Raw genomic sequence first — 22768 nt, 5'->3', positions numbered from 1 at the left:
CAGCCGTTCTGAAGTGTCGCAGTGGCAACAAGCAGAGACGTCTCGCATCGCGGGTTCGTTTCGACGTCGGGTTTGCCTTAGCCTCGCCATTTCGCTCAACACGGCTATGGCACGGGTGGCTCACAACCCGTCCGATTCAAAGGCACGGCGTGGGCGAATCGTTGAGAAAAAAATCTCACACACCGCCATGGTGCACTGCAGTGTGATCTCCCGTAGCACGCGTGCTAAAAAACGTCCTATACGTTTCAGCAGCAGACATACGGCGTCACAAGTGGCGCACAATGCCTCCTGCACCCTGCTCGCGCTGAATTCGCCCGGAGGTTCGCGATGCCGTATGTTCCGTCGACCCAGCATATCGACCGCGTCTGCAACATCATCGAAGGGCGGACGGTGCGGCCCGGCGTCGACGGCAAACGGCTCGCGTCGTCGTACCGGCGCTCGCTCGAGCGATACCATCTCGATCCCGGCGCAATTGCCGGTCCGCGCGTTCTGACGGTTCCCGAATTGCGCGACGTGCAGCATCGCGAAGAAAACTTTCTGCGGGCCTCGGGCCAGTGTCTGTCACGGCTGCATGAAATGGTGCGCGAAGCCGACTACTGCGTGATGCTCACCGACGCGCAAGGCGTGACCATCGACTACCGTGTCGATCGCGATCGTCGTCACGACTTCAAGCGCGCGGGCCTCTATCTCGGCTCGTGCTGGTCGGAGAGCGAAGAAGGCACGTGCGGCGTCGCCTCCGTGCTGCTCGACGCGGAACCCATCACCGTTCACAGAACGGATCACTTTCGCGCGGCGTTCACCACGCTGACTTGCAGCGCATCGCCAATCTTCGGCTTGCACGGCGAGTTGCTCGGCGTGCTGGACGCGTCGGCGGTGCGCTCGCCCGATGAGCGCGAGAGCCAGCGGCTCGTCAATCACATCGTGCGGCAAAGCGCGCTGTTGATCGAGGACGCGTACTTCCTCAACGCGGCGACCGATTGCTGGGTGCTGCTCGCGCACCGCAATCGCCACTACGTCGAGGCCCAGCCGGAAATCCTGATCGCGATCGACGCGTGCGGCAACGCGACCGCCGCGAACCGCCGCGCGCGCGAATGCGTACCGGCCCTCAAGCGGTTGCCGCGCCACGTCAGCGAGCTTTTCGATGTCCCGGCGGAGCGTCTGTTCGAAGCCAAGGCGAGCCGCGGCCTCGTCTCGCTCAGATTGAACGACACCGGTTCGACACTGTATGCGCGTGTGCGGCCGCCGCCCGTCGCACGTATGCCGAAGCGGCCGGCACCACCGCCGACTGGCGCTGCCGCATCACAGGCCACACCTGCACCGGCTGCAACGATGTCCGAAAGCGACGCGCTCGAACGCAGCCGCATCGTCGCGGCCATGGGCGAGGCGAAGTGGCGCACGGAGCAAGCCGCGCAAGCGCTGGGCATGTCGCGCGCGACGCTGTACCGGCGCATTGCCAAGCTCGGCATCCTGCCGCCACACAAGTGTTAGCAACCCCGCATCGATTTCCTTAGCGGGCGCAGAACCCGCATGTCCATCGAAGTTAGATATCCGTATTGTATGGAGGAGCAACCATGTCTGAAAACAATGCCAACCGGCCCATCTCCAGTGTTCTGGAATCACTCGAAGCCGCGCTGAAACGCGGTGATACGGCAGCGGCCGTCGAACTGTTCCAACCCAATTGCTATTGGCGCGATCTCGTCGCGTTCACCTGGAACATCAAGACCATGGAAGGCCGCGAGCAGATCGCCGCGATGCTGGATGCGCAACTCGGCGCGATCAAACCGTCGAAGCTAAAGCTCGCCGAAGGTGAGCCCGAGCCGCAAACCGATGCGAATGGCGTGACCCAGGGCTGGATCACGTTCGAAACCGAAGTGGCGCGCGGCAGCGGCTTCATTCGTCTGAAGGACGGCCGGATCTGGACTCTCCTTACGACGATGGCCGAGCTCAAAGGCCACGAAGAACCCAAAGGACCGAAGCGGCCGATGGGCGCCGAGCACGGCGCGCGCCCCGAGCGCACCAGCTGGAAGGAAAATCGCGAGGCCGAGCTCGACGCGCTCGGCCACTCGTCGCAGCCTTACTGTTTGATCGTCGGCGGCGGCCAGGGCGGCATTGGGCTGGGGGCGAGACTGCGGCAGCTCGGCGTGCCGACCATCATCGTCGATAAGAACGAAAGACCCGGCGACGCCTGGCGTAAGCGCTACAAAACGCTCTGCCTGCATGATCCGGTCTGGTACGACCATATGCCGTATCTGCCCTTCCCCGACAACTGGCCGGTCTTCACGCCGAAGGACAAGATCGGCGACTGGCTCGAGATGTACACGAAGGTGATGGAGTTGAACTACTGGGGGTCGACCACCTGCAAGTCCGCCCGTTACGACGAAGCCAAAGGCGAATGGATCGTGGAGGTCGAGCGCGACGGCCGGGCCATCACGTTGCGGCCCAGACAACTCGTGCTCGCCACCGGCATGTCGGGCAAGCCGAACGTGCCGAACTTCAAGGGCATGGACGTGTTCAAGGGCGAACAGCATCATTCGTCCAGACATCCCGGGCCGGACGGGTATCGCGGCAAGAAAGTCGTCGTGATCGGCGCGAACAATTCGGCGCACGACATTTGCGCCGCGCTGTGGGAAGCGGGCGTGGACGTGACGATGGTGCAGCGTTCGTCCACCCACATCGTCAAGTCGGATTCGCTCATGGAACTGGCGCTGGGCGATCTGTATTCGGAGCGCGCGGTGGCGGCCGGCATGACGACGCCGAAAGCCGATCTGACCTTCGCCTCGATTCCGTACGCGATACTCCACGAATTCCAGATCCCGGTGTTCAACGCGATCAGGGAACGCGATGCCGAATTCTACGACCGGCTGGAAAAGAGCGGCTTCATGCTCGATTTCGGCGATGACGATTCCGGACTATTCATGAAGTATCTGCGGCGCGGCTCGGGATATTACATCGATGTCGGTGCGTCGGATCTGGTGGCCAATGGCCAGATCAAACTGAAAAGCGGCGTCGACGTGGTGGAGTTGAAGGAACACTCGGTGCTGCTTGGCGACGGCAGCGAACTCGAAGCGGACGTGGTCGTGTACGCAACGGGCTATGGCTCGATGAACGGCTGGGCCGCCGACCTGATCTCGCGCGAAGTCGCCGACAAGGTGGGCAAGGTGTGGGGACTCGGTTCGAATACGACCAAAGACCCGGGGCCATGGGAAGGCGAGCAGCGCAACATGTGGAAACCGACGCAGCAGACGGCGCTCTGGTTCCATGGTGGCAATCTGCATCAGTCGCGCCACTACTCGCAGTACCTGTCACTGCAACTGAAGGCCCGGATGGAAGGTATCGCGACGCCGGTGTTCGGATTGCAGGAGGTTCATCACCTGTCGTAATGACTCGGATCGCGGGGTGCGGCCTTAAGATGGCCGCCGCAACCGTGACATAGCCAAGGGTGGAAAGTATTGGGTGCAGCGGTACGTTGCCGAACGCAGCGCCGCCGCGCCCAATCGCCGCCTCATCGCCCGAGCCATGAACCGGTACCGGAGGAACAGGCCGACGCTACTGCGCCGCGTCGCGCAAATCCCTGATGTGCTGATAGACGGTCGCGCGTCCCATCCCCAGGACGTTTGCGACGTAGTTCGCCGCGCTCTTCCCCTTGAATGCGCCCTCCTCCCACAGCGCGGCGACGAGTTCGCGCCGATGATCGCGTGTCAGCGAATTGAGCGCCAACTGGCGCTCCTGAAGCCAGCCATGGAGGAACGTGTTGATCCGTTCCTGCCAGTCGTCCTTGAACAATTCTTCCGGCTGCTTCACCACGCCGACGCCCGAAATCACGAGGTCGATCACATGCTTCACCTCTTCGAACACGGCGATGTTGTAGTTCACGCACATCACGCCCGAAGCGACGCCTTCGTCGTCGAGCAACACCGTGCTGACGCAACGCATGCGCCGGCCGTCCCAATTGATCTTCTCGTACGGACCAATCGTGCCGGGCTGCGCGACGTGGTCGATCTCTTCCAGCGCCGAGTCGTCACCCAACTCCCGCTTTGACAGATTGTTGGCGATGTACGCAATGGTCTGGCTGTGAAGGTCGTGAATGACGACTTCGACGTAGGGAAAAAACAGTAGCGCGATACCGTCGGCGACGCGGCTATAGCGTTCGAGCAACTGTCGGCGAGCCGGGTTGGATTTTGTCTTTCGCATGAAGGTCGGGGAGATTCCTGGGGCGCGGGGTGCCGGGCATGGTGCCGCCCGGCACGCCGTCGCCCCTATTGGTCCGTACTATTTTGCCATGGGGTGCCGCGTGCTCAGATATCGAAACAGCTCGTACGCGATCGCCACATCTTCCAGTCCGAGTCCGATCGAGCGGAAGAACGCGTGCCGCTCGTACGACGGCTTAGCCGCTTTGCCGCTCGCCAGCTCGGGCAAGTCACCTACGATGTTCTGCGGCGACCATCCGTGCCATTCGGCCGCCAGCTTCATTTCACCGGCACTCGCGGGCGTCGTGCGGCGGTAGTCGCAATACACGTCCATCTGTGGCAACCACGCAGGCGGAATCTCATGGGCGTTGGCGACGTTGGTGCTGATCGACGTGACCAGCGCCGGTTTCGTCAGCATGCCTTCGGCCAGCACCGGCGTGCCCGACGAGGTGCTCAAGGCCACCACGTCGGCGTCGCGGACGCAATCTGCGAGCGTCGCGCTGACACTCACGCGCGGGTCCAGCGAGGTGACGCCGGCACGCTGTGCCGCGTTGCCCTGCAGATTCGGTGAGAAGACGTGGATCGAATCCCACGGACGCAGCGGCGCGATGTGGCGCAGATGCGCTTGTCCCACCGCGCCGGCGCCAACGATAGCCAGCCGGCGGGCGTGAGGCGCCGCGAGATGCTCGACTGCGAGCGCAGTGGCGCCTGCCGTGCGCTCAGTCGTCAGCAGACCGGCATCGCACCACATCAACGGTTGGCCGGTTTCCATCGACATCAGCGCGGTCCATGCGGTGATGATCGGCTTCGCGCCCGTGACGATGTACGGCGACATCTTCGCGCCGAATACCTTCGCGTCGGCCATCGCGCCAAGGTAGGTGATGAAATCGCCCGCGTTCGCGGGAAACAGCGTGAGGCTTTGCGGCGGCTGCACTGCCTGCTCGACGTGCAGTGCGCGAAACATCTCGGTCAAGGCGCGGCGCACGTCCAGTTCGGGCAGCGCGTTGCGCACCGCCTCCTCCTGGACGATGAGCGGGGTTGTCGTTTCGCTGTGGTTCATGTGTCTGCTCTCCAGGGTCGGTGCCAGAGGTCCGGCATGGGCTCGATTCTAAATTTAAAGTCCAGTTTGGATTATTTTTTTTGAAATTCCTTGCAATTATTGCTGTCCAGAATAGACTCATGTTCCAGAACAGCGACAAGGCAGCGTCCATGCGATGGCTCCGCGGCAAGCTCATGCTGTTCCATTCGGCCCCTTTCTAGCGATCTCAACTACGCCTGGACCCATCATGATTCTCAAGCTCTCGCTTTCCGTTTGCCTTGCTGCCGCCCTGGTCAGCGTGGCCGGCGCAGCCAACGCCGAAACCGCCGGCACTTTGCGTTTCGGCATCGAGGCAGCGTATCCGCCGTTCGAGAGCAAATCGCCGACTGGCCAGTTGCAGGGCTTCGACGTCGATGTCGGCAATGCGGTCTGCGCGAAGATGGGCGTGAAGTGCGTGTGGGTGGAGAACTCGTTCGACGGTCTGATTCCGGCGCTACAGGCGCGCAAGTTCGACGTCATCAATTCCGCGATGAACATCACCGCGAAACGCAAGCAAAGCATCGATTTCACGCCGCCGATCTACGTCGTGCCCATCGTGATGGTGGTCAAGCACGGCTCGCCGTTGCTGCCCAACGTCAAGAGCTTGCAGGGCAAGCGCGTGGGCGTCCTGCAAGGGTCGTCGCAGGAGGACTTCCTGAAGCAGCACTGGGCGAATGCGGGCGTGTCGATCGTGTCGTATCAGGACCAGGACCAGGTGTATAGCGATCTCACGGCGGGTCGCCTCGACGCCGCGGTGCAGGAAGCGCAGACCGCTCAGGACGGATTTCTCGACAAACCGGCCGGGCGTGACTATATGATCGTCGGCGAGCCGCTGAAAGACCCGGCGACACTCGGCGAAGGCACTGGCTTCGGGCTGCGCAAAGGCGACAAGGCGCTGGAGAGCAAAGTCAACGCCGCGCTCGACGCGCTGAAGAAAGACGGCACGCTGAGCAATCTGTCGGTGAAGTATTTCAAGCGCGACATCATTGCGAAATAACTCGTGAAATAAGCGCCTTCCGCGCGAACCGGCGCGGGGAACAGAGCCAGGCTATGGATTTCGATGTAATCGTATTGGGTGCCGGCATCGTCGGGGTGTCGTCCGCCCTGCATCTGCAGGATCGCGGACGCCGCGTCGCGCTGCTCGATCGGCGCGGGCCCGGTGAGGAAACCAGTTTCGGCAACGCTGGGCTGATCGAGAGTTCGTCGATCGTGCCGTACGGCTTTCCGCGCCGTCTGGGCACATTGCTGCGCTACGCGCGCAATCAATCGACCGACCTTTACTGGGACTACCGCGCGCTTCCCGCATTCGCCGCATGGCTTGGCCGCTTCTGGTGGGAGTCGTCACCCGAGCGGCTGGCGATGGCGGCGCGCGACATGTTGCCGTTGATCCGGGCCAGCGTCGCCGAACACGATGCGCTGATCGCGCGCGCGGGTCTTGGACGACTCGCGCACGACGGCGGTTGGATCGAAGCATTTCGCACGCAAAGCGAGTTGGACCATCAGACGAAGGTGGCCGAAGCCGCCGTGCGTGCACACGGTCTGCGCGTGCAGCCCCTCAATGCGGCCGCATTGCGCGCGAACGAGCCGGGCATCGGCGCAGGATTTTGCGGGGCGTTGCATTGGCAGGACCCGAAGAGCATCTCCGATCCGGGCGCGCTGACGAAAGGCTATGCGCGTTTATTCGAACAGGCCGGCGGGACGCTGCTGAACGGCGACGCCAGCACGCTGCGTGCGCGGGGCGACGCGTGGACCGTTCAAAGCGACGACAAGGAAATCAGCGCGAAGGAAGTGGTGGTCGCGCTCGGGCCGTGGTCGGACACGGTGTTCGCGCCACTCGGCTATCGCATTCCGTTGCGCGCGAAACGTGGCTATCACATGCACTATCGTCCTACGCAGACGATCCTGTCCGTTCCCGTGGTCGACACCGAAGAAGGCTACGTGATTGCGCCGATGCGCGGCGGCTTGCGGCTCACCACCGGCGTCGAAATTGCGCGGCGTGAAGCTGCGCCCACCGGGATTCAGCTAGAGCGCGCCGAACGCCTCGCCAAACCGGCCTTCGGCCTGGGTGAGCGTCTGGACGACGCGCCGTGGCTCGGGCTACGTCCTTGCACGCCCGACATGCGGCCTGTGCTCGGGCGCGCGCCCAGGCATCGAGGCCTGTGGTTCGCGTTCGGACACAATCATCACGGCTTGACACTCGGCCCCGTGAGCGGACGTTTGCTGGCGGAGATGATGACCGGCGCCGCGCCGTTCATCGATGTGCACCCGTTCCGTCCCGAGCGGTTCCGGTAGACAGGGCTAGCGGCGAAGACTCGCCCGCATGGACGAACTCTTTCCGATTGAGCATCCCGGCCATACCTTTGAACGGCATAGCCGTCGCCCTGTGCACAACCGCACACGCGCAAGAGCGAGGTCGCCGACAAGGGCACTCATGGTTCCCGAGCACGCCTCACCACTGCTCACCGCATTGCGGTTTACCCTCTGCGTATTTATTTTGAAAAATTGGATACAAAAATCCAATCGATGTAGACTGCGTCAACGGTAGGACACACCAGGCGCTGATCCAACTCATCGAATCCCATGTCGACTCCCGCAGTGACCGCAGAAGAAGAAGCGTATCGCTATCTGTTCGACGCGATTTGCCAGGGCCGATACACGACAGGGCAGCGCATCGTCGCGGAGAGCATCGGCGCGGAATTGTCGATGAGCCGGATGCCCGTGCGCGAAGCATTGCGCCGTTTGCATAGCGAGGGCCTCGTCATTCTGCGTCCGAATCGCGGGGCAATCGTCAAAGGGCTCGACGTCGACGAGCTTCGCGATATCTTCGACATGCGCGCGGCGCTTGAGGGGCTCGCGATCCGCATTGCGGCTCCCCGCTGCACCGACGCGCATCTGGCGACGCTCGAGCGCATGCTCGACGACATGGACGCCTGCGTCGACAACACCGAACTGTGGGTCCAGCGCCATTGCGCGTTTCACCAATACGTGTGCGGTATCAGTGGCCGACCGCGTCTGATCCGCGAAATCGCATCGCTTTACACCTTGATCGAGGGGCCGATGCGGCTGTGGATGGAACAGATCACCTCCAAACGACGCCGCGCGCGCGACGCACATCAAGAAATTCTCGACGCGCTACGCGCGCGCGATCCCGTACTGGCCGAACAGGTTCTGCATGAGCATGCGTCTTCCACCGTGTCGCGCCTGATCGCTTTCATGGAGAGCACGCCTGCGCCGCCTCCTCATCCGTGAGCCCTCTTTTTACGCATCGATTTCATATTCAGCACAGGCTTTCGTCTGTCGTTGCTGCATGTCATTACAAATAGGAGCACGTCTATGTCGGGTCGTCACATCAAGCGCCTTCGCTTCGGATTCCTTTTCACCGGACTCGTGCTTGCCCTGCATACCGGCGCAAGCGCCGCAGCGGATACCCGGCAGCTGGGTCTTCTCCAGGAGCATACCCTCACCTACTGTTCGAGCATGGACGCGCCGCCGCTGGCTTCGTTCGATTTGCAGCAACGTCCCCAAGGGTTCTCCGTCGATGTCGCGCAAGATGTCGCGAAGTCACTCAACCTGAAGATCGACTGGCGCATCGTGCCGTTCAGCGGCATGATTCCGGCGCTCAAGGCGCATCAATGCGATCTGATCATCAGCCAGCTCTTCGACAAACCGGAGCGTCGCGAAGTCATCGACATCATCGACTATATGTATTCGAGTCAGTCGATTCTGGTGCCGCACGGCAACCCGAAGAACATCAAGACGCTCGCCGATCTCGCGGGCATGAAGGTCGCGGTGATCAACGGCTCCACCATTCGCAGCCTGCTCGAAAAGGAGAACGCGACGCTTACCTCGGCCGGCAAAGCGCCGATGAACATCGTCGTATTCGGCCAGGATGCCGACGCGTTCCAGGCCTTCCGTCTGCAGCAGGTCGATGCCTACGGCACGACCGCGGAAAGCGCCGCGCACTTTCGCAGCGTCACCGGCGACACGTTCCAGGAAGCCGTCCCCTCCTTCAACCGCATCCCGACCGGAATCGGCGCGCGCAAGGACGAACCGTTGAGCAACGCCGTCAAAGAGGCTGTCGCCGACCTGGTGCACAGCGATCGCTACACGCAGTTGCTAAAGAAGTGGAAGCTCGAGAACGACCGTTTCTAAACGTGGAATGACGCCATGAATTTCAGTTGGGAAATTTTTCGTCAATTCCTGTTGACACCGAGTTCGACGTATCTCCATGGACTGTGGCTGACCTGCGCGATCAGCGTGCTGGCAGTCTTGCTGGGCGTGGTCCTTGGACTATGCGTCGCACTGATGCGGTTGTCGTCGAAGGTGCCGTTGCAGTGCGTGGCGCGCTTCTACATCTGGATGATTCGCGGCACGCCCCTGCTCGTGCAGATCGTTTTCCTGTACACGGCATTCGCGGCCGCCAACATCTTCCGCTTTCACGACATCGTGGTCGGTCCGTTGACGCTGCCGGCGAACATTCAGGCCGCGATACTCGCGTTGGGTATGAACTCCGCCGCCTATATGGCCGAAATCATCCGGGCCGGACTGAGCGCCGTGGATCGCGGGCAGTACGAGGCTTCGCGTTCGCTCGGCATGACGACCCCGCTGCTGATGAGACGGGTTGTCTTGCCGCAGGCGCTGCGCGTCATCATTCCGCCGATGGGCAACGAATTCAACGTGATGCTGAAAAACACCACGCTCGTCAGCGTGATCGGCGTACAGGAACTCATGCTGAGCACCCAGATGATTACGTCGGTGAATTTCCGCGTGTTCGAGTTGTATCTCGTGCTGGCGATCTATTTCCTGTTGCTGACGACGGTGTGGGGTTTCTTCCAGCGCTGGCTCGAATCCCACTTCGGCCGCAGCGAACAGCACACGAGCACAAGCGGTCGCCTGTTCGGTTTGCAAACCATGAAAATGCTGCGGGGGCGCTGACGTGAACCATCACAATGAAGCGATCATCGAAGCGTCGGAAATTCATAAGTCCTTTGGCGCCAACAAGATCCTCAACGGCATTTCGCTGAAGGTATCGAAGGGCGAGGTGGTCGTACTCATCGGCGCGTCCGGGTCCGGCAAGACGACTTTCATCCGCTGCCTCAATCTGCTCGAAACGTTCGAGAGCGGCCGCGTGCGCGTCAACGGCCATACGCTCGGCTACGTCGAGCGTCCGGACGGCAGTCTGGCACCCGACTCCGGGCGCGAGATCGCCCGCAAGCGCCGCGATATCGGCATGGTGTTCCAGCGCTTCAATCTGTTTCCTCACATGACCGCGCTCGAAAACATCATCGAGGCACCCATTCATGTGCTGAAGATGCCGCGCGCCGAGGCCATCGCCCAGGCAAACAAGCTGCTGTCGCGCGTCGGTCTCGCGGATCGGGCCGGCCACTATCCGTCGCAATTGTCCGGCGGACAGCAGCAACGTGTCGCCATCGCGCGCGCGTTGGCAATGCAGCCCAAGGTGCTGCTCTTCGACGAGCCCACCAGCGCGCTGGACCCGGAGACAGTCGGCGAAGTGCTGCAGGTCATGAAGGAGCTGGCCCGCGACGGCATGACGATGATCGTGGTGACGCACGAAATGGAATTTGCACGCGAAGTGGCGAACCGTGTGGTCGTGCTCGATCAAGGCGAACTCATCGAGCAAGGGCCCCCGGAACAGATCTTCACCGCACCCGAGCATCCGCGTACAAGGGCTTTTCTGCGCCGAATGTTCAAACCATTGGAGGCCGCTGAAAATCTTCAGCCGACCTAGCGGTCAACAGGGTCAATGAAGCGCCGCCGGTCTCGCCGATGCGCAGCCCGGCAGACCGGGCCATTCCTGAAGGTCCAATCCACGAAACGCGGCAGCGGACGCAGAGGTACGGCTGCGATGCGCTTGCCTCGTTTCCTACACTGACAAGAAACTCTTCATGCGCAATTTCGAGGCCCCTGGCCGCTCAATGGTGGTCGCCCGCAACGGCATGGCTGCGACGTCACATCCGCTCGCGACGCTAGTCGCCATCAACACGCTCGAAGCCGGCGGCAATGCAATGGACGCCGCGATCGCCGCTTGCGCGGTTCAGTGCGTGGTCGAGCCCGGTTCGACCGGTGTCGGAGGCGACTGCTTCGCCCTGTATTCCAAGGGTGGCACGGACGACATCGTCGCGTATAACGGCGCCGGTTGGGCGCCCGCGGCCGCGTCGATCGACGCGCTGCAGAAGCTCGGGGTCAATGCAATCGAACGAGACTCGGCGCACGCGGTGACGGTACCGGGCGCGGTGCACGCGTGGACGACGCTGCATCGCGACCATGGCCGCCGCGCGCTCGGCGAAGTACTGGCGCCCGCCATCCGCTACGCCGACCAGGGTTACGCCGTCGCACCGCGCACCGCGCTGGACTGGAGCAATGAAGCGCATCTGCTTGGCCGGGACCCTAACGCTCGCGCCGCGATGCTGGTCGACGGCAATGCACCGCTGCCCGGCACCACTCATCGCCAGCCGCTTCTTGCGAACACGCTGCGCGCGATCGCCGAGGGTGGTCGCGATGCGTTCTATCGCGGCGACATCGCGGCCGACATCGTCGGCCATCTGCAACGCCATGGCGGACTTCACACGCTGGACGATTTCGCGGACTACCACGGCGATTACGTGACGCCGATCCGCTCGACGTTTCAGGGCTACGAGATTGTCGAGTGCCCTCCCAGCGGCCAGGGAATCATCGCACTCATGCTGCTCAAGATCCTGCAGAAGTTCGATGCCAAAGGCGACCCGCTCGACGTCGATCGCATCCATCGCGAAATCGAAGCAACGAGGCTGGTCTATTCGGTTCGTGACGCTTTTCTGGGCGACCCTCAAGGTGGAAAGCCCGATGTCGACTGGCTGCTTTCCGACGAGTTGGCCGACCGGCTGCGCGACCAGATCGATCTCAACGGCGCATTGACCGACCTGCCCGCGTTGGCTACCGCGGAACATAAGGACACCGTGTATATCACCGTGGTCGATCGCGACCGTAACTGCGCGAGCTTCATCAACTCGTTGTTTCACCCGTTCGGCAGCGGTCTGATGGCACCGAAATCGGGTGTGCTCATGCACAATCGCGGCCAGAGCTTCTCCTTGGAAAAAGGCCATCCCAATGCCATTGGGCCGCATAAACGGCCAATGCATACGATCATCCCAGGCATGGTCACCAAAGGCGGCCGCGTGCAGATGAGCTTTGGCGTCATGGGCGGCCACTATCAGGCGATGGGCCATGCGCACTTTCTGTCCAAAGTACTGCACTACGGTATGGACATGCAGTCGGCAATCCAATTGCCGCGCATTTTTCCACGGCCGGGCACCCATACGGTCGAGTTTGAAGAAACGATGCCTGTGGCAGTGCGCGCCGAACTGACGCGCCGCGGATTCAGGCTGGCCAGACCGAATTCGCCCATCGGCGGCGCTCAGGCTATCTGGGTCGATTGGGAAAATGGCACGCTATCGGGTGCGTCGGATCATCGTAAAGATGGTTGCGCACTGGGCTATTGAACGATCGACGGCGGCCACGCGCAATGAAAGCGCACGTGGCCGCTATGTCCAAGGCTTTCATACACGCTCGTCAACCTCGCGCCCGGTCGATCGCGCTGGTAGCCAGCTCCCGCGCAAGGTCCGCGTATAGCTCGGCCCACTTGCCCAGCAAGGACGAGTCGTCGGTCAGGAAAAGCGGATGCTCGGCCCATGCACTGACATTTGCGCCCTTCCAGGCCATTTCGAACACGCGCAAATCTTCATCCTCGCTGACGCCGATGTCGATCAGCTCGCGGAACGAGGCCAGCTTGCAGAGAGACACCTCGTGGGTCGCGACGCCATGAATCGCGGCCAGCGCGATGGTCGCGCGCTTTCGCGCGTCGTCGCGGTTGCCGGCGATCAGGAATACGATCCGCTCATCGTGGCCGCGGCCGAACACGGCCCGATAGAGTGAGGTTTTGCAGCAATGGCTCAGTTGCGTGCCCATCATCGCCTCCTCGTGCGAAAGCGATTCCCTGTTCGACCCGCTCGCCTGAACGCCGCTTGCGTGCGTTTCGGATCGGCGTTTGCGGTTGCGGCAGGTATCGCTGCTCCGGTATACATACAACCCGCATACGAACAGGCAAGCCAGCGCGAGAATCCCGACGCCCACGAGTACCGCCAGATCGTCGTGCGCCATTTCAGGGCTCCTTCAGTCTCGTGCGTGCTTCGGCGGCCCTTTCGGGGGTCTTTCCCGCAAGCTTCAACGGCGGTGGAATTCCCCCGCATTGCGTGGTCCCGCACGCGAGCCGGGGAAGGAGGGTAGCAAATCTGTCTGCTCCCTGAGTCCACGTTGCCATGATTTTGTGAGCGTGGGGACGATGTTCCGAGTATCGGACGGGAGTTGCCATTGTTCAACAGAGCACACTTCTCTATTGACCAATCGGTTGCGCTATAGGACGCTATGGGGCTGCGGCTGCGCTTTCCGTAGTCGACATAGTGGGAGCGGGCAATGGTTCGCCTGCCTGCCGGCCGATGAAACTGGAAACGGATTCTCCGCTTGCGCCTCAGGCCGCCGGCGAACTTCCACCGTAAGTCAGCCTGCCGTTCTTCGACAGCAGGATCGCGACCGGCCTCGTCATCTCGAACTCCGAGAAAATAATGATCACGATGACGGTAATCGGCACGGCGAGAAATGCGCCGGATACACCCCAGATCGCCGACCACACCGCCATGCTGGCGAGAATCGCAAACGGGCTCAGGTTCAGCGAGTTACCCATCAAATACGGGTCGAGAATGTTGCCGATCACGAATTGAATCACGCTCAGCGACACCAGCACGATGAACACCTCATTGACCTCGCCAAACTGCAGCACCGACATGAGCGTCGGAAAGACGATGCTCAGCACCGAGCCGATATAGGGCACATAGTTGAGCAGCGCAATCAGCACGGCCCACAGCCCGGCGAATTCGAGGCCGACGCCGCGCATCGCACCCCAGCTTATGCCGCCGAGCACCACGCCTAGCAGCGTCTTCAACGCGAGATAGGCGCCAATGCGCCTGTTGATGTCGGTGACGACGCTTTTGATGCGCTCGGCATTGTTCGAATTCGCGGCGATGTTCGTCAGCTTTTCGCTGAACGTCCGCTGCTCGATGAGCAGAAAGCTGGCGTACAGAACCACCACAAAGATATTGACGATCATCGACGACAGCGAAGCCAGCATGCTCGTGACGAGCGCCTGAACGTTGAACTGGGCAAGCATGTCGCGCCGCAACGAATCCCAGGTGGGCTCGGTCTCCACATGCAGCAGTACGGCGACTTTCTGGATCAGCGCGAGAACGGATTCCTGATAGCGCGGCGCCAGCGCGATGAGGCCGTCGTAGTTCGCGACGAGCATATCGACAGCGAGAAATATTCCAGCCGCGATCACGAACACGGACAGCGCATAACGCAACTGCGTCGGCATCCTCGCTCCGACGACAGGAATGCGCTCCAGCAATCGGGTGAAACCGACGATCACATAAACTGCGATGATGCCGAGCACGATAGGAACGAAAACGGCGCGCCCAATGTAGAGCACCCAGCCGACAATCAACAGCAGTACGACAACGCATACGGACGCCTGCAATCTGTCGCTCATCTATCCCTGCTCCATTGATCTGCGAACTGCTCGCTGTCGAGTATTGCCGCATGAACGATGCAAGCGGCGGCCAAATCGTCGTTTCCTCTCCGTTGCCCAAGCTGCCGTACGGTTACCTTACACGCGGCGCCGGCAACCTGGACGGCTGAATTTCTTCAGCGCCATGCTCGCATGTATTTCGGGTGGTGCGGCAAGAAATCGCATGTGTTCAAACCTGCTGCACGATACGTGCACCATAGCGCATCGATATGTCAATGGCGGGCAAACACCCTGCCCCGGCAACGCCATGCACTTCCCCAACCGCGCTCTTCAATGGCTCCGCTACTCCTTTACCTTCGTCGCCACTTGAGCAATCCGGTCCCGCACCACACCGATCGCCTGCTTCAGCGCATAAACGTCCTGGAAATAACGATGCGGAATCCGTATCTGGCTCGCATGCGCATCGATGTTCTCAATCTCGTCGCGCCATTTCGCGATCTGGGCGCGAGTCGGCTGCGTGTTTTTCCAGGTTTCATCTTCCAGCGATTTGATTTCCCGATACCAGACCACCAGCCGCTTTTTTATCCGCGCCTCCACCATGCGCGGCAATGCCTGCAGCAAGCCGATCAACAGCGCCATGAAGGGCAGGAGAATCAGGAAGCGTCGTTCGATGAGACTCGCCAGCCAGAACGGAAGGTAGCGCTGCAGAAATGGCCGGCCGGATTTGAAGTAGCGCGTGCTTTCGTCCGAAACGGGAAATTCCTCGGTACGAAGATTGGGGAACGTGCCGAGCGGCGTGAAGTAATCTTCGCCGCCGTGGACCGTTTTGGCCGCGTCCAGCAGCAGATAAACGAGCGCCGGGTGCAGGGTGTCTCTGGAGACGAGCAGTGCCGTGGCAGCCAGCAAAGTGACATCGGTCCGCGGCAGATCGTTGACGATGCTCGTCGAAGCGCGCGGGTAAATGATCTTCGAGAGCGACGGGAATTTCTGCACCAGCGCCTCGGCCTGGGCGAAACTCATCAGCTTCAGATCGCTGTTCAAGAGCTTTGTTTGTATCGCGGCGTCGGGGCGGCCGATAAAGAACGCGGCGTCGAGCTCGCCACTTTCGAGGCGTTGATAGGCGTTGAGCGCGTCGAGCTCCAGCAGCGTGCTGTTGTCGCGGGTGACACCGCTATAGCCGAGTAAGACGAGCGAGACGTTGAGCAAGCCGCTGCCGGGAACGCCTATGCCGATTTTCTTGCCGCGGAATTGGGCCAGCCGGTTGATGACGGTGTCGCCACGATAGAACACCCAGATCGGTTCGTATGAGACGGCGGCGATAGTCTGAAGGTTATCGGTTTCCTTCGGGCTGATCGTGCCCGACTGGATGAAGCCCACTTCGTATTCGCTGTCCGGATTCGTCAGCCGCTGATAATTCTGGACCGAGCCGGAAGAACTGCGGATATCGAGCTTGATACCTGCGCGCTTCAGAATCGGCGCGTAGCGTTCCGCAAAGCCCCGATAGATGCCGTTGTCGGCGCCAGTCGTAATAACGATCGTGCGCTGAAGCGCGGGCCTGAGCGCCGTCACCAGCGCCCAGCCAAGCACGGTCAACAGCACGATCGCCCAGATGATGAGAAACCGCCGGCGGGCACGCGTCATCGGGGTTCTCTGAATACGATGAAGCGCTGGGTCGTGCTTGGGCATCGTTCGCCTTCTCTCATCAACCTTGCTCGAGCGGAGTGCGGTCCTCGCACGCGTTCGCGTGGCAGCGCCCCGGTCGACCGACAATCTTCGTGAAGCGAGCGATATTTGTCATCTGGTGCACGGGCTCTTTGCCTCGCCAACAGAGCTGAAAGCGAGCCGGATGACGCGCCGCTCGAACCCCCATGCACGTCCCGCATGCGAGTTCGTTGCCGTCGCTCAACTCTTCTGCTTCTCCGGCCTCACGATACCAGATTGTTTTCTTGCAACACCTCGTCAGCGAATGAAGATTGGCGTGCAAAGCCGGTTCGTATAGCCATGCAGATCGCACGCATGGTCATCTCAATCTCACTGCTCTCCCCCGTTTTTGCCCTTTTTCCTCGACAATACGCTGTCGAACGTCCATATCATCGGCACGACGTCGTCGATCTTCGAGGACTTCCAGGCGGACACGGGCGGCATCGCGCATGCCGCGCTCCCGCTCGGCATGACCCTCACCAACGTGCTCGCCGATTCGCCGGGCAACGTGGCGTCACCACGTCGAATGCGAACCTGACGCTGAACACCGTCAACCTGCCGGTCTTCCCGTCGAACGCAAACCGCGTCGCGCTGACCGGTACCGCCTCGCAATCGCTGAGCACGGTGAATGCGGTGGATTGCAGCAGCGCGTACGACGATTTCCGGGGCATCGAAGATTCGACGCCGTCTGGTCAGACCTGGGCGGGTTCGCAGTAACCATTGTTGACCGATAACGTGCCGCGAGAAAAGCGCGGCACGTCGACCACCCGTTTCATTCAACGGCCCGTCGAGCCTGCTCGAACGGGCCGTTTTTATTTCACGTCATTCGCTCGCCGAATCGGCCGGCACCTCGGTCCCGCTGCCGTCTTCGTCACCTCGTCCCGGCCGCCGGACGGCTCTCACCTTTCCGCTGCCGCCGCCTCCGCAGAAGAAGCGATCCGCGCCGTCGGACTCGAGTCCCGACACGCTCATGCCGGCCGGCATCTCGACGCTTTCCAGCACTTGTCCCGTGCGAGGATCGATGCGCCTCAACTCACTGGCGTCGTCTTCCCAGGTGCCGTGCCACAGTTCTCCGTCGACCCACGTAACGCCGGTGACGAAGCGATTGGATTCGATCGTGCGCAGCACCGCGCCGTTTTCGGGATCGACCTGATAAATCTTCCTCTCCGGATACTGCCCCACCCACAGCGTCCCCTCCGCCCAGGTGAGCCCAGAGTCGCCACCGCCGCCCGGCGCTGGGATCGTCGCGAGCACTTGACCGCTCTGCGGATCGATCTTGCGGATGCGCCCGCCGGCGATCTGAAACAGGTGCGTGCCGTCGAAGGCCGTGCCTGCATCGGCGGCGACGTCGATCGAGCGCAGCGGTTTGCCACTGGCCGGATCGAACGCGTTCAGACTGTCGCCGACGGCAATCCACACCTGCCGGCCGTCATACGTCACCCCATGGACTTTATCGACACCTGCAAAGGGTCCATATTCACGAATGATTCTGGCCGATGATCGATTCATATCGCCATCCTAATCATGGGGTAGTGGAGGGGGAAGTAACAAAGCCGTCGCGAATCCCGGCATGGGCGGCATTATCCAGCGACGCGCCCGGCCACGCCCGAACGACTGCACCTTGCCCGCGGCCGCCAGCGAATCGAGTGCCCGTTGCACGGTGCGCTGGCTCGCGCCAAGCACCAGCGCAAGCGCCGAACTCGACCACAACTCGCCGTCAGCGAGAAATGCGAGCACCTGCGCATGCTCGCCTTCGACGGGCCGCGCCAACACGACGACCTCGCTGGCGCGGCGCGGCGTCAGCCCGAAGCCGCGCTTTGTCGCGCTGACGCCGGCCAGCGTGCCGAGCGCCGCGCGAAGTCGGCCGATCTCGACTCGCAGCCGCGCGCGATGCGACTCGTCGGCGCGCTTTGCCCGGAACGCACGCGCGACGAGCACGTCCCTCGCCACGTCGTCGGGCCACGCTTCTCCCAGCGTGCGAGCAAGCGCGAACAACACCGGACGGCTCGCGAGCGACACCACCGCGCCCGCGTCGCGCACGACATGACGGCACGCATCCACGACGAGCGTCTTCGACGCCAGCAACGCCTCGACTTCGTCAAGCAGCAGCAGGCGCTCGCCGCCACGCGCGAGCAGACGCGCAGCCGGCGTGCTCAGCACGAGCGACGCGCTTTCGACCTCCGCCGTCAGCGCCGGGATACCCGCATCGCGCGCGGCGCGTCCGGCTCTCACGAGCGCGCTGCGTGCGGGCCTGGTGCGCAAGCGGCGCAGCGCGACACCCGCGACGACCAACTCGTGGGCGGCCCTCAAGGCGGGCGGCAACAGCGTGGGGGTGAATCCGTCGAGCGCCTGTTCGGCCGCTTCGAGACGTCCGAACAAAAGCAGGCGCCGGACTTCGAGATAGCGCGCATGCGCGGCGTTCACGCGGTCGCCGTGAGCGTCGAGCGTCGCTCTCGCGGCGTCGAGTGTCTTCGTGGGCCAAGCCAGATCGCGAGAGGCGAGCGCAATTTCGGCCTCGGCGACGACACATCTCGCGCGGGCCACGGCGGCGTCGGGACCGAAGGCGCGCGCCGCGCTTTGCACGAGCGCCTTCGCTCGAACGAAATCGCCGAGCTGTGCCATGGCGATGCCGCGAAGCGCGAGCGCGGGCGCGTCGTCGCGCAACGCGACGCGGTCGAGCGCGCCAAGCGGATCACCCGCTGCGAGCGCACGCGCCGCCGCCGAGATCGGCGAGTCCATCGGGTCAGCCAAATCCCGCCACACTTGTCACTCCCCCCTGGTCGAGGCCCGGTACTAATCTAGCACGACCCACAACCCGTACACGACGCCGTATCGGCAGCCGGCCGGGCGGCGCGGGACGACCCTCGGAGGTACGCATGATGACGACACAACATCTGACCGGAACACGCGAGCAATGGCTGGCCGCGCGGCGCGAGCTGCTCGCCGCGGAAAAGGACTTCACCCGACGCAGCGACGAGCTGGCGCGGCAACGTCAGGCATTGCCATGGGTTCGCATCGACAAGACCTACCGGTTCGAAACCGACGAAGGCAGCGCGTCGCTCGCCGATCTCTTCAGAGGACGCTCGCAACTGCTCGTCTATCACTTCATGTTCGGGCCTGACTATACGGCGGGATGCCCGTCGTGCTCGGCGGTCGCGGATGGCTTCGACGGCTTCGCGGTCCATCTGGCGAATCACGATGTGATGCTGATTGCAGTGTCGCGCGCGCCGCTCGCGAAACTGCAGGCGTACAAGCACCGCATGGGGTGGACATTCCCGTGGGCGTCCTCGTCGGGCGGCGACTTCAATTTCGACTTCAACGTGTCCTTCACGGAAGAGCAGCAGCGCACGGGCGATATCGACTACAACTTCGAGCGCGGCGGCCACGCCATGGACGCGACACCGGCGCCGCAGCCCGTCGTCGAATTCGCAGCGATGTCCGGCACCGATCCGGCCACCTACTCGCGCGACCGCCCAGGCATGAGCGCGTTCGTGATCGAGGACGGCGTGATCTATCACACCTACTCCACCTATGCACGCGGCGTGGACGGGCTGTGGGGCATGTATCAGTGGCTGGACCGCGCGCCCAAAGGACGCAACGAGTCAGGCATCTGGTGGCGCCGCCACGACGAGTACAACAGGCGATGAGCAAACCCGTGAGTGCCGCTCGCGCGGCGCCGCAAGCAACGTTCGCGCGGCGCGGCGTTTCCCGCGCGGTGCTCGTTGGCGTCTGCGCGCTGTGCTTCGCGGCGAGCGCGGCGGCAACGATCATCGGTAGCGCATCGATGGCGGCGATGGGCGGCACGCCGATGCCCGGCGGCTGGACGATGTCGGCGCTCTGGACGCGAATGTGCGGACAGACATGGCCTGAACTCGCGGCACCGTTTATCCGCATGTGGACCGTGATGATGGTGGCGATGATGCTGCCGTCTCTCGTTCCCCTGTTGTGGCGTTATCGCGAGGCGCTCGGCAGGGCAAGGCAAGCGCGCACCGGATGGCTGACCGCGTTGGTCGCCGTGGGGTACTTCGTCGTGTGGACGGCGTTCGGCGTCGTCGTCTTTGGGCTCGGCGCCGCGTTCGCTGCGCTCGTCATGCGGGTGCCGGCGCTGGCGCGTGCCGTTCCCGGTGCGATCAGCGTGGTGGTGCTGATCGCGGGCGCACTGCAGTTCACCGGGTGGAAGGCGCGTCAGCTCGCGTGCTGCCGCCACGCGCCGGCCCGTGGCCGCAAGCTGCCTGCCGATGCCCGCACTGCCTGGCGGCACGGGCTGAGCCTCGGCCTTCACTGTGGTGGCTGTTGCGCCGGCTTGACCGCAATCCTGCTCGTCGTCGGCGTGATGGATCTGCGCGCGATGGCGGTCGTGACAACCGCGATTACCAGCGAACGTCTGCTGCCGGGTGGGAAACGCGTCGCGCGAGCTATTGGCACGGTCGTTGTCGGCGCGGGGGTAGTGCTGATCGTGCAGGCTGCCGGGCGTGGGTGACGCCCGAGTCGGAGTGGCCGGATTCGCCGGGCGAAGCACCGCGCCTCAGTGATGCCCCAGCAGAAAGGCACCTCCCGCCAGCAGCACGACGATCACGCCCGCGTAGGCCATATGCATGTAGCGCACCTGCCGCCTGTAGCGCGACGCATAGAACGGCGCGAACTCCTTCATGCGTTGACCGAAGACACTGATCGGGTTGTCCAGAAACTGCTCGTACTTCGCGCGATTGCGCGTGAATATGAGGCGTTGCGATTCCTCGACCTTGCCCAACGTCACGAGCTCGGTTGAGCGCGAACTTTTCTTCACGCGATACAGGTAGAGCGGCGCATCGACGAATCGCACCTTCGATTGCGGGCTCAGAAGCCGCACGTAAAATTCCCAGTCCTCGAAGCCGTGGATCATTTCCGACGAATACCCGCCGATACGGAAAAACCCCTCACGCCGGTACATAGTCGTGTTCACGATCATGTTCTGCCAAAGCAGCTTCTCATAGCTGTACTCGGGCAAGCGCCAGATTTTGTTCGACTCCCCGATGCGCTTCGTCTTGCAGTGGACGAGATCGGTATCAGGATGCTCGGCGAAGCATTCGGCGGACAGCTTCAGGAAATCGGGGTGTATCTTGTCGTCGCCATCGAGGGGCACGAAGAGCGCTCCCTTCGCCTGCGAGAAGCCGAAGTTGCGCGCGGCGGCGACCCCGGCGTTCGCTCGGATAAACGGCAGGAACCGACGATCCTTATTTGCGTACTGCTGAATGATGCCCTCGGACCCGTCGGTGGACCCGTCATTCACGACGATGCATTCCCAGTCGCTGTACGACTGGCGCAACACCGACTCCAAGGTCTCCCCGATGAATTCTTCCTGGTTGAAACACGGAACAACGATGGATATTTTTGTCATGGCCGATTTGTAACTTTTCAATTGCCATCGCTTTCGCCCGGCATTCCAAACGTTGAGAATTTTAACGTATCCGGCATGACCCGCACCGGCTGTGCCGCATTCCGCTGCACGCGAGGATCAAAACCGGCATGTCTCCATGATCCATCTGCATGGTCCCGGCCTGCCCGCGCCCGGTTAGCGCGTCGCCCATTCACGGTTGCTATACGTTGCGAGGATGCCCGCAATCGAGTCATTGGCTTGATTCGCAGCCGCTTCCCTTATAAATTCGGAGCGGGGAGCCGAACGGGCCGCGCCGCAAGCAGAATGACCTGCCCTCAAGCCGTTTCATCACGCTTATCCAAGAGAGGTTCCTTCGATGCTGCGACGTGTCCTGGCTTCGAGCCGCTACATCATGATCGTTCCCGTCATCGGGACGTTTCTGGGTTCCGTCGCATTGCTCCTGTATGAGACGCTCGTCCTGTTCTGGAGCGGCGTCACCGCGCTGCGACTCGGCTCTCTGACGGCCAAGTCGGTCAAGATATTCGCGGTAGGAATAGTCGAGGCAGTCGATGTGTTTCTGATCGCGATCGCGGTCTACATCATCAGTATCGGGCTCTACTCGCTGTTCATCGACGACAAGCTGCCGTTGCCGAAGTGGCTCGAAGTCACCAATCTCGAAGACCTGAAAGGGAATCTGGTCAGCGTCGTGATCGCGGTGCTTGCCGTGCTGTTTCTGCGCGAGGCCGTCGCCTGGGACGGTACGCGCGACATCGCCGCTTTCGGTGTAGCGCTGGCGCTGGTGATTGCCGCGCTCACTTTCTTTCTGATGAAGAACAACGTCCGGCGCAAATGAGCCTGCTTCATGGCCG

Annotated in this window: 21 protein-coding genes; 13 read left to right on the top strand and 8 right to left on the bottom strand. The window is 62.3% G+C overall.

Annotated elements, in window-relative coordinates:
* Positions 1-327: 327 nt before the first annotated feature.
* Both CIC12_RS31160 and CIC12_RS31155 read left to right on the top strand, forming a co-directional pair.
* Entirely contained in the window at positions 328-1488 is a 1161-nt protein-coding gene (locus CIC12_RS31160) for a sigma-54-dependent Fis family transcriptional regulator (RefSeq protein WP_168670149.1), read from the top strand.
* Between the two features lie 83 nt (positions 1489-1571).
* The gene (locus CIC12_RS31155) at positions 1572-3380 is read left to right on the top strand and encodes an NAD(P)/FAD-dependent oxidoreductase (protein WP_168670147.1); all 1809 of its coding nucleotides are present in this window, start codon (positions 1572-1574) and stop codon (positions 3378-3380) included.
* A 166-nt stretch (positions 3381-3546) separates the two neighbouring features.
* Here the strand turns inward: CIC12_RS31155 and CIC12_RS31150 are convergent, their stop codons facing one another.
* Positions 3547-4191: a helix-turn-helix transcriptional regulator gene (locus CIC12_RS31150; protein ID WP_168670145.1), complete on the bottom strand. Its 645-nt coding sequence runs from the start codon at positions 4189-4191 to the stop codon at positions 3547-3549.
* Positions 4192-4269: 78 nt separating this feature from the next.
* Complete coding sequence (locus CIC12_RS31145; protein ID WP_168670143.1) at positions 4270-5247, bottom strand: ornithine cyclodeaminase family protein; 978 nt, start codon at positions 5245-5247, stop codon at positions 4270-4272.
* A gap of 226 nt (positions 5248-5473) precedes the next feature.
* Between CIC12_RS31145 and CIC12_RS31140 the strand changes: the two genes are divergently transcribed.
* The 7 genes from CIC12_RS31140 to ggt all read left to right on the top strand — a co-directional run bounded on the left by CIC12_RS31140 (position 5474) and on the right by ggt (position 12764).
* Positions 5474-6262 carry an ABC transporter substrate-binding protein gene (locus tag CIC12_RS31140; RefSeq protein WP_168670141.1) on the top strand — a complete coding sequence of 263 codons (789 nt, stop codon included), beginning with the start codon at positions 5474-5476 and terminating at the stop codon, positions 6260-6262.
* A gap of 53 nt (positions 6263-6315) precedes the next feature.
* Positions 6316-7557: an NAD(P)/FAD-dependent oxidoreductase gene (locus CIC12_RS31135; RefSeq protein WP_168670139.1), complete on the top strand. Its 1242-nt coding sequence runs from the start codon at positions 6316-6318 to the stop codon at positions 7555-7557.
* A 288-nt stretch (positions 7558-7845) separates the two neighbouring features.
* Positions 7846-8514, top strand: a complete 669-nt coding sequence (locus tag CIC12_RS31130) for a GntR family transcriptional regulator (protein WP_168670137.1) — start codon at positions 7846-7848, stop codon at positions 8512-8514.
* An 84-nt stretch (positions 8515-8598) separates the two neighbouring features.
* On the top strand, positions 8599-9417 hold the full coding sequence (locus CIC12_RS31125) for an ABC transporter substrate-binding protein (RefSeq protein ID WP_168670135.1): 819 nt from the start codon (positions 8599-8601) through the stop codon (positions 9415-9417).
* A gap of 15 nt (positions 9418-9432) precedes the next feature.
* On the top strand, positions 9433-10200 hold the full coding sequence (locus tag CIC12_RS31120) for an amino acid ABC transporter permease (protein ID WP_168670133.1): 768 nt from the start codon (positions 9433-9435) through the stop codon (positions 10198-10200).
* Between the two features lies 1 nt (position 10201).
* Positions 10202-11014 (top strand): amino acid ABC transporter ATP-binding protein, encoded by an 813-nt coding sequence (locus CIC12_RS31115; RefSeq protein WP_342030594.1) that lies wholly within the window; start codon positions 10202-10204, stop codon positions 11012-11014.
* 157 nt (positions 11015-11171) lie between these two features.
* Positions 11172-12764, top strand: coding sequence for a gamma-glutamyltransferase (ggt, locus tag CIC12_RS31110; RefSeq protein ID WP_168670131.1), 1593 nt, complete (start codon positions 11172-11174; stop codon positions 12762-12764).
* Between the two features lie 70 nt (positions 12765-12834).
* Here the strand turns inward: ggt and CIC12_RS31105 are convergent, their stop codons facing one another.
* From CIC12_RS31105 to CIC12_RS31095, 3 genes are all read right to left on the bottom strand, one after another.
* A complete protein-coding gene (locus CIC12_RS31105; RefSeq protein ID WP_168670129.1) occupies positions 12835-13422 on the bottom strand; it encodes a hypothetical protein in 588 nt (195 codons plus the stop codon).
* A 367-nt stretch (positions 13423-13789) separates the two neighbouring features.
* Entirely contained in the window at positions 13790-14863 is a 1074-nt protein-coding gene (locus CIC12_RS31100) for an AI-2E family transporter (RefSeq protein WP_168670127.1), read from the bottom strand.
* Positions 14864-15184: 321 nt separating this feature from the next.
* Entirely contained in the window at positions 15185-16483 is a 1299-nt protein-coding gene (locus CIC12_RS31095) for a TAXI family TRAP transporter solute-binding subunit (RefSeq protein WP_168670382.1), read from the bottom strand.
* Between the two features lie 360 nt (positions 16484-16843).
* Between CIC12_RS31095 and CIC12_RS31090 the strand changes: the two genes are divergently transcribed.
* A complete protein-coding gene (locus CIC12_RS31090) occupies positions 16844-17260 on the top strand; it encodes a hypothetical protein (protein ID WP_168670125.1) in 417 nt (138 codons plus the stop codon).
* Between the two features lie 105 nt (positions 17261-17365).
* Here the strand turns inward: CIC12_RS31090 and CIC12_RS31085 are convergent, their stop codons facing one another.
* Both CIC12_RS31085 and CIC12_RS31080 read right to left on the bottom strand, forming a co-directional pair.
* Positions 17366-18052, bottom strand: a complete 687-nt coding sequence (locus CIC12_RS31085; protein ID WP_168670123.1) for a Vgb family protein — start codon at positions 18050-18052, stop codon at positions 17366-17368.
* A gap of 9 nt (positions 18053-18061) precedes the next feature.
* Positions 18062-19282, bottom strand: coding sequence for a helix-turn-helix domain-containing protein (locus CIC12_RS31080; protein ID WP_168670121.1), 1221 nt, complete (start codon positions 19280-19282; stop codon positions 18062-18064).
* 140 nt (positions 19283-19422) lie between these two features.
* Between CIC12_RS31080 and CIC12_RS31075 the strand changes: the two genes are divergently transcribed.
* Both CIC12_RS31075 and CIC12_RS31070 read left to right on the top strand, forming a co-directional pair.
* Positions 19423-20190, top strand: a complete 768-nt coding sequence (locus tag CIC12_RS31075) for a DUF899 domain-containing protein (protein ID WP_168670380.1) — start codon at positions 19423-19425, stop codon at positions 20188-20190.
* Entirely contained in the window at positions 20187-21023 is an 837-nt protein-coding gene (locus tag CIC12_RS31070; RefSeq protein ID WP_168670119.1) for a DUF2182 domain-containing protein, read from the top strand. Before CIC12_RS31075 ends, CIC12_RS31070 begins: the two co-directional genes overlap by 4 nt.
* Positions 21024-21068: 45 nt before the next feature.
* Here CIC12_RS31070 and CIC12_RS31065 read toward each other — a convergent pair whose 3' ends face one another.
* Positions 21069-21920: a glycosyltransferase family 2 protein gene (locus CIC12_RS31065; RefSeq protein ID WP_168670117.1), complete on the bottom strand. Its 852-nt coding sequence runs from the start codon at positions 21918-21920 to the stop codon at positions 21069-21071.
* Between the two features lie 355 nt (positions 21921-22275).
* Here CIC12_RS31065 and CIC12_RS31060 point away from each other — a divergent pair, with 355 nt between their 5' ends.
* Entirely contained in the window at positions 22276-22752 is a 477-nt protein-coding gene (locus tag CIC12_RS31060) for a YqhA family protein (RefSeq protein ID WP_168670115.1), read from the top strand.
* Positions 22753-22768: the final 16 nt, after the last annotated feature.

It is taken from the genome of Paraburkholderia sp. SG-MS1 (genome assembly GCF_012275575.1).
GTDB lineage: Bacteria > Pseudomonadota > Gammaproteobacteria > Burkholderiales > Burkholderiaceae > Paraburkholderia.
This window is presented reverse-complemented; position numbering and strand designations above follow the sequence as displayed.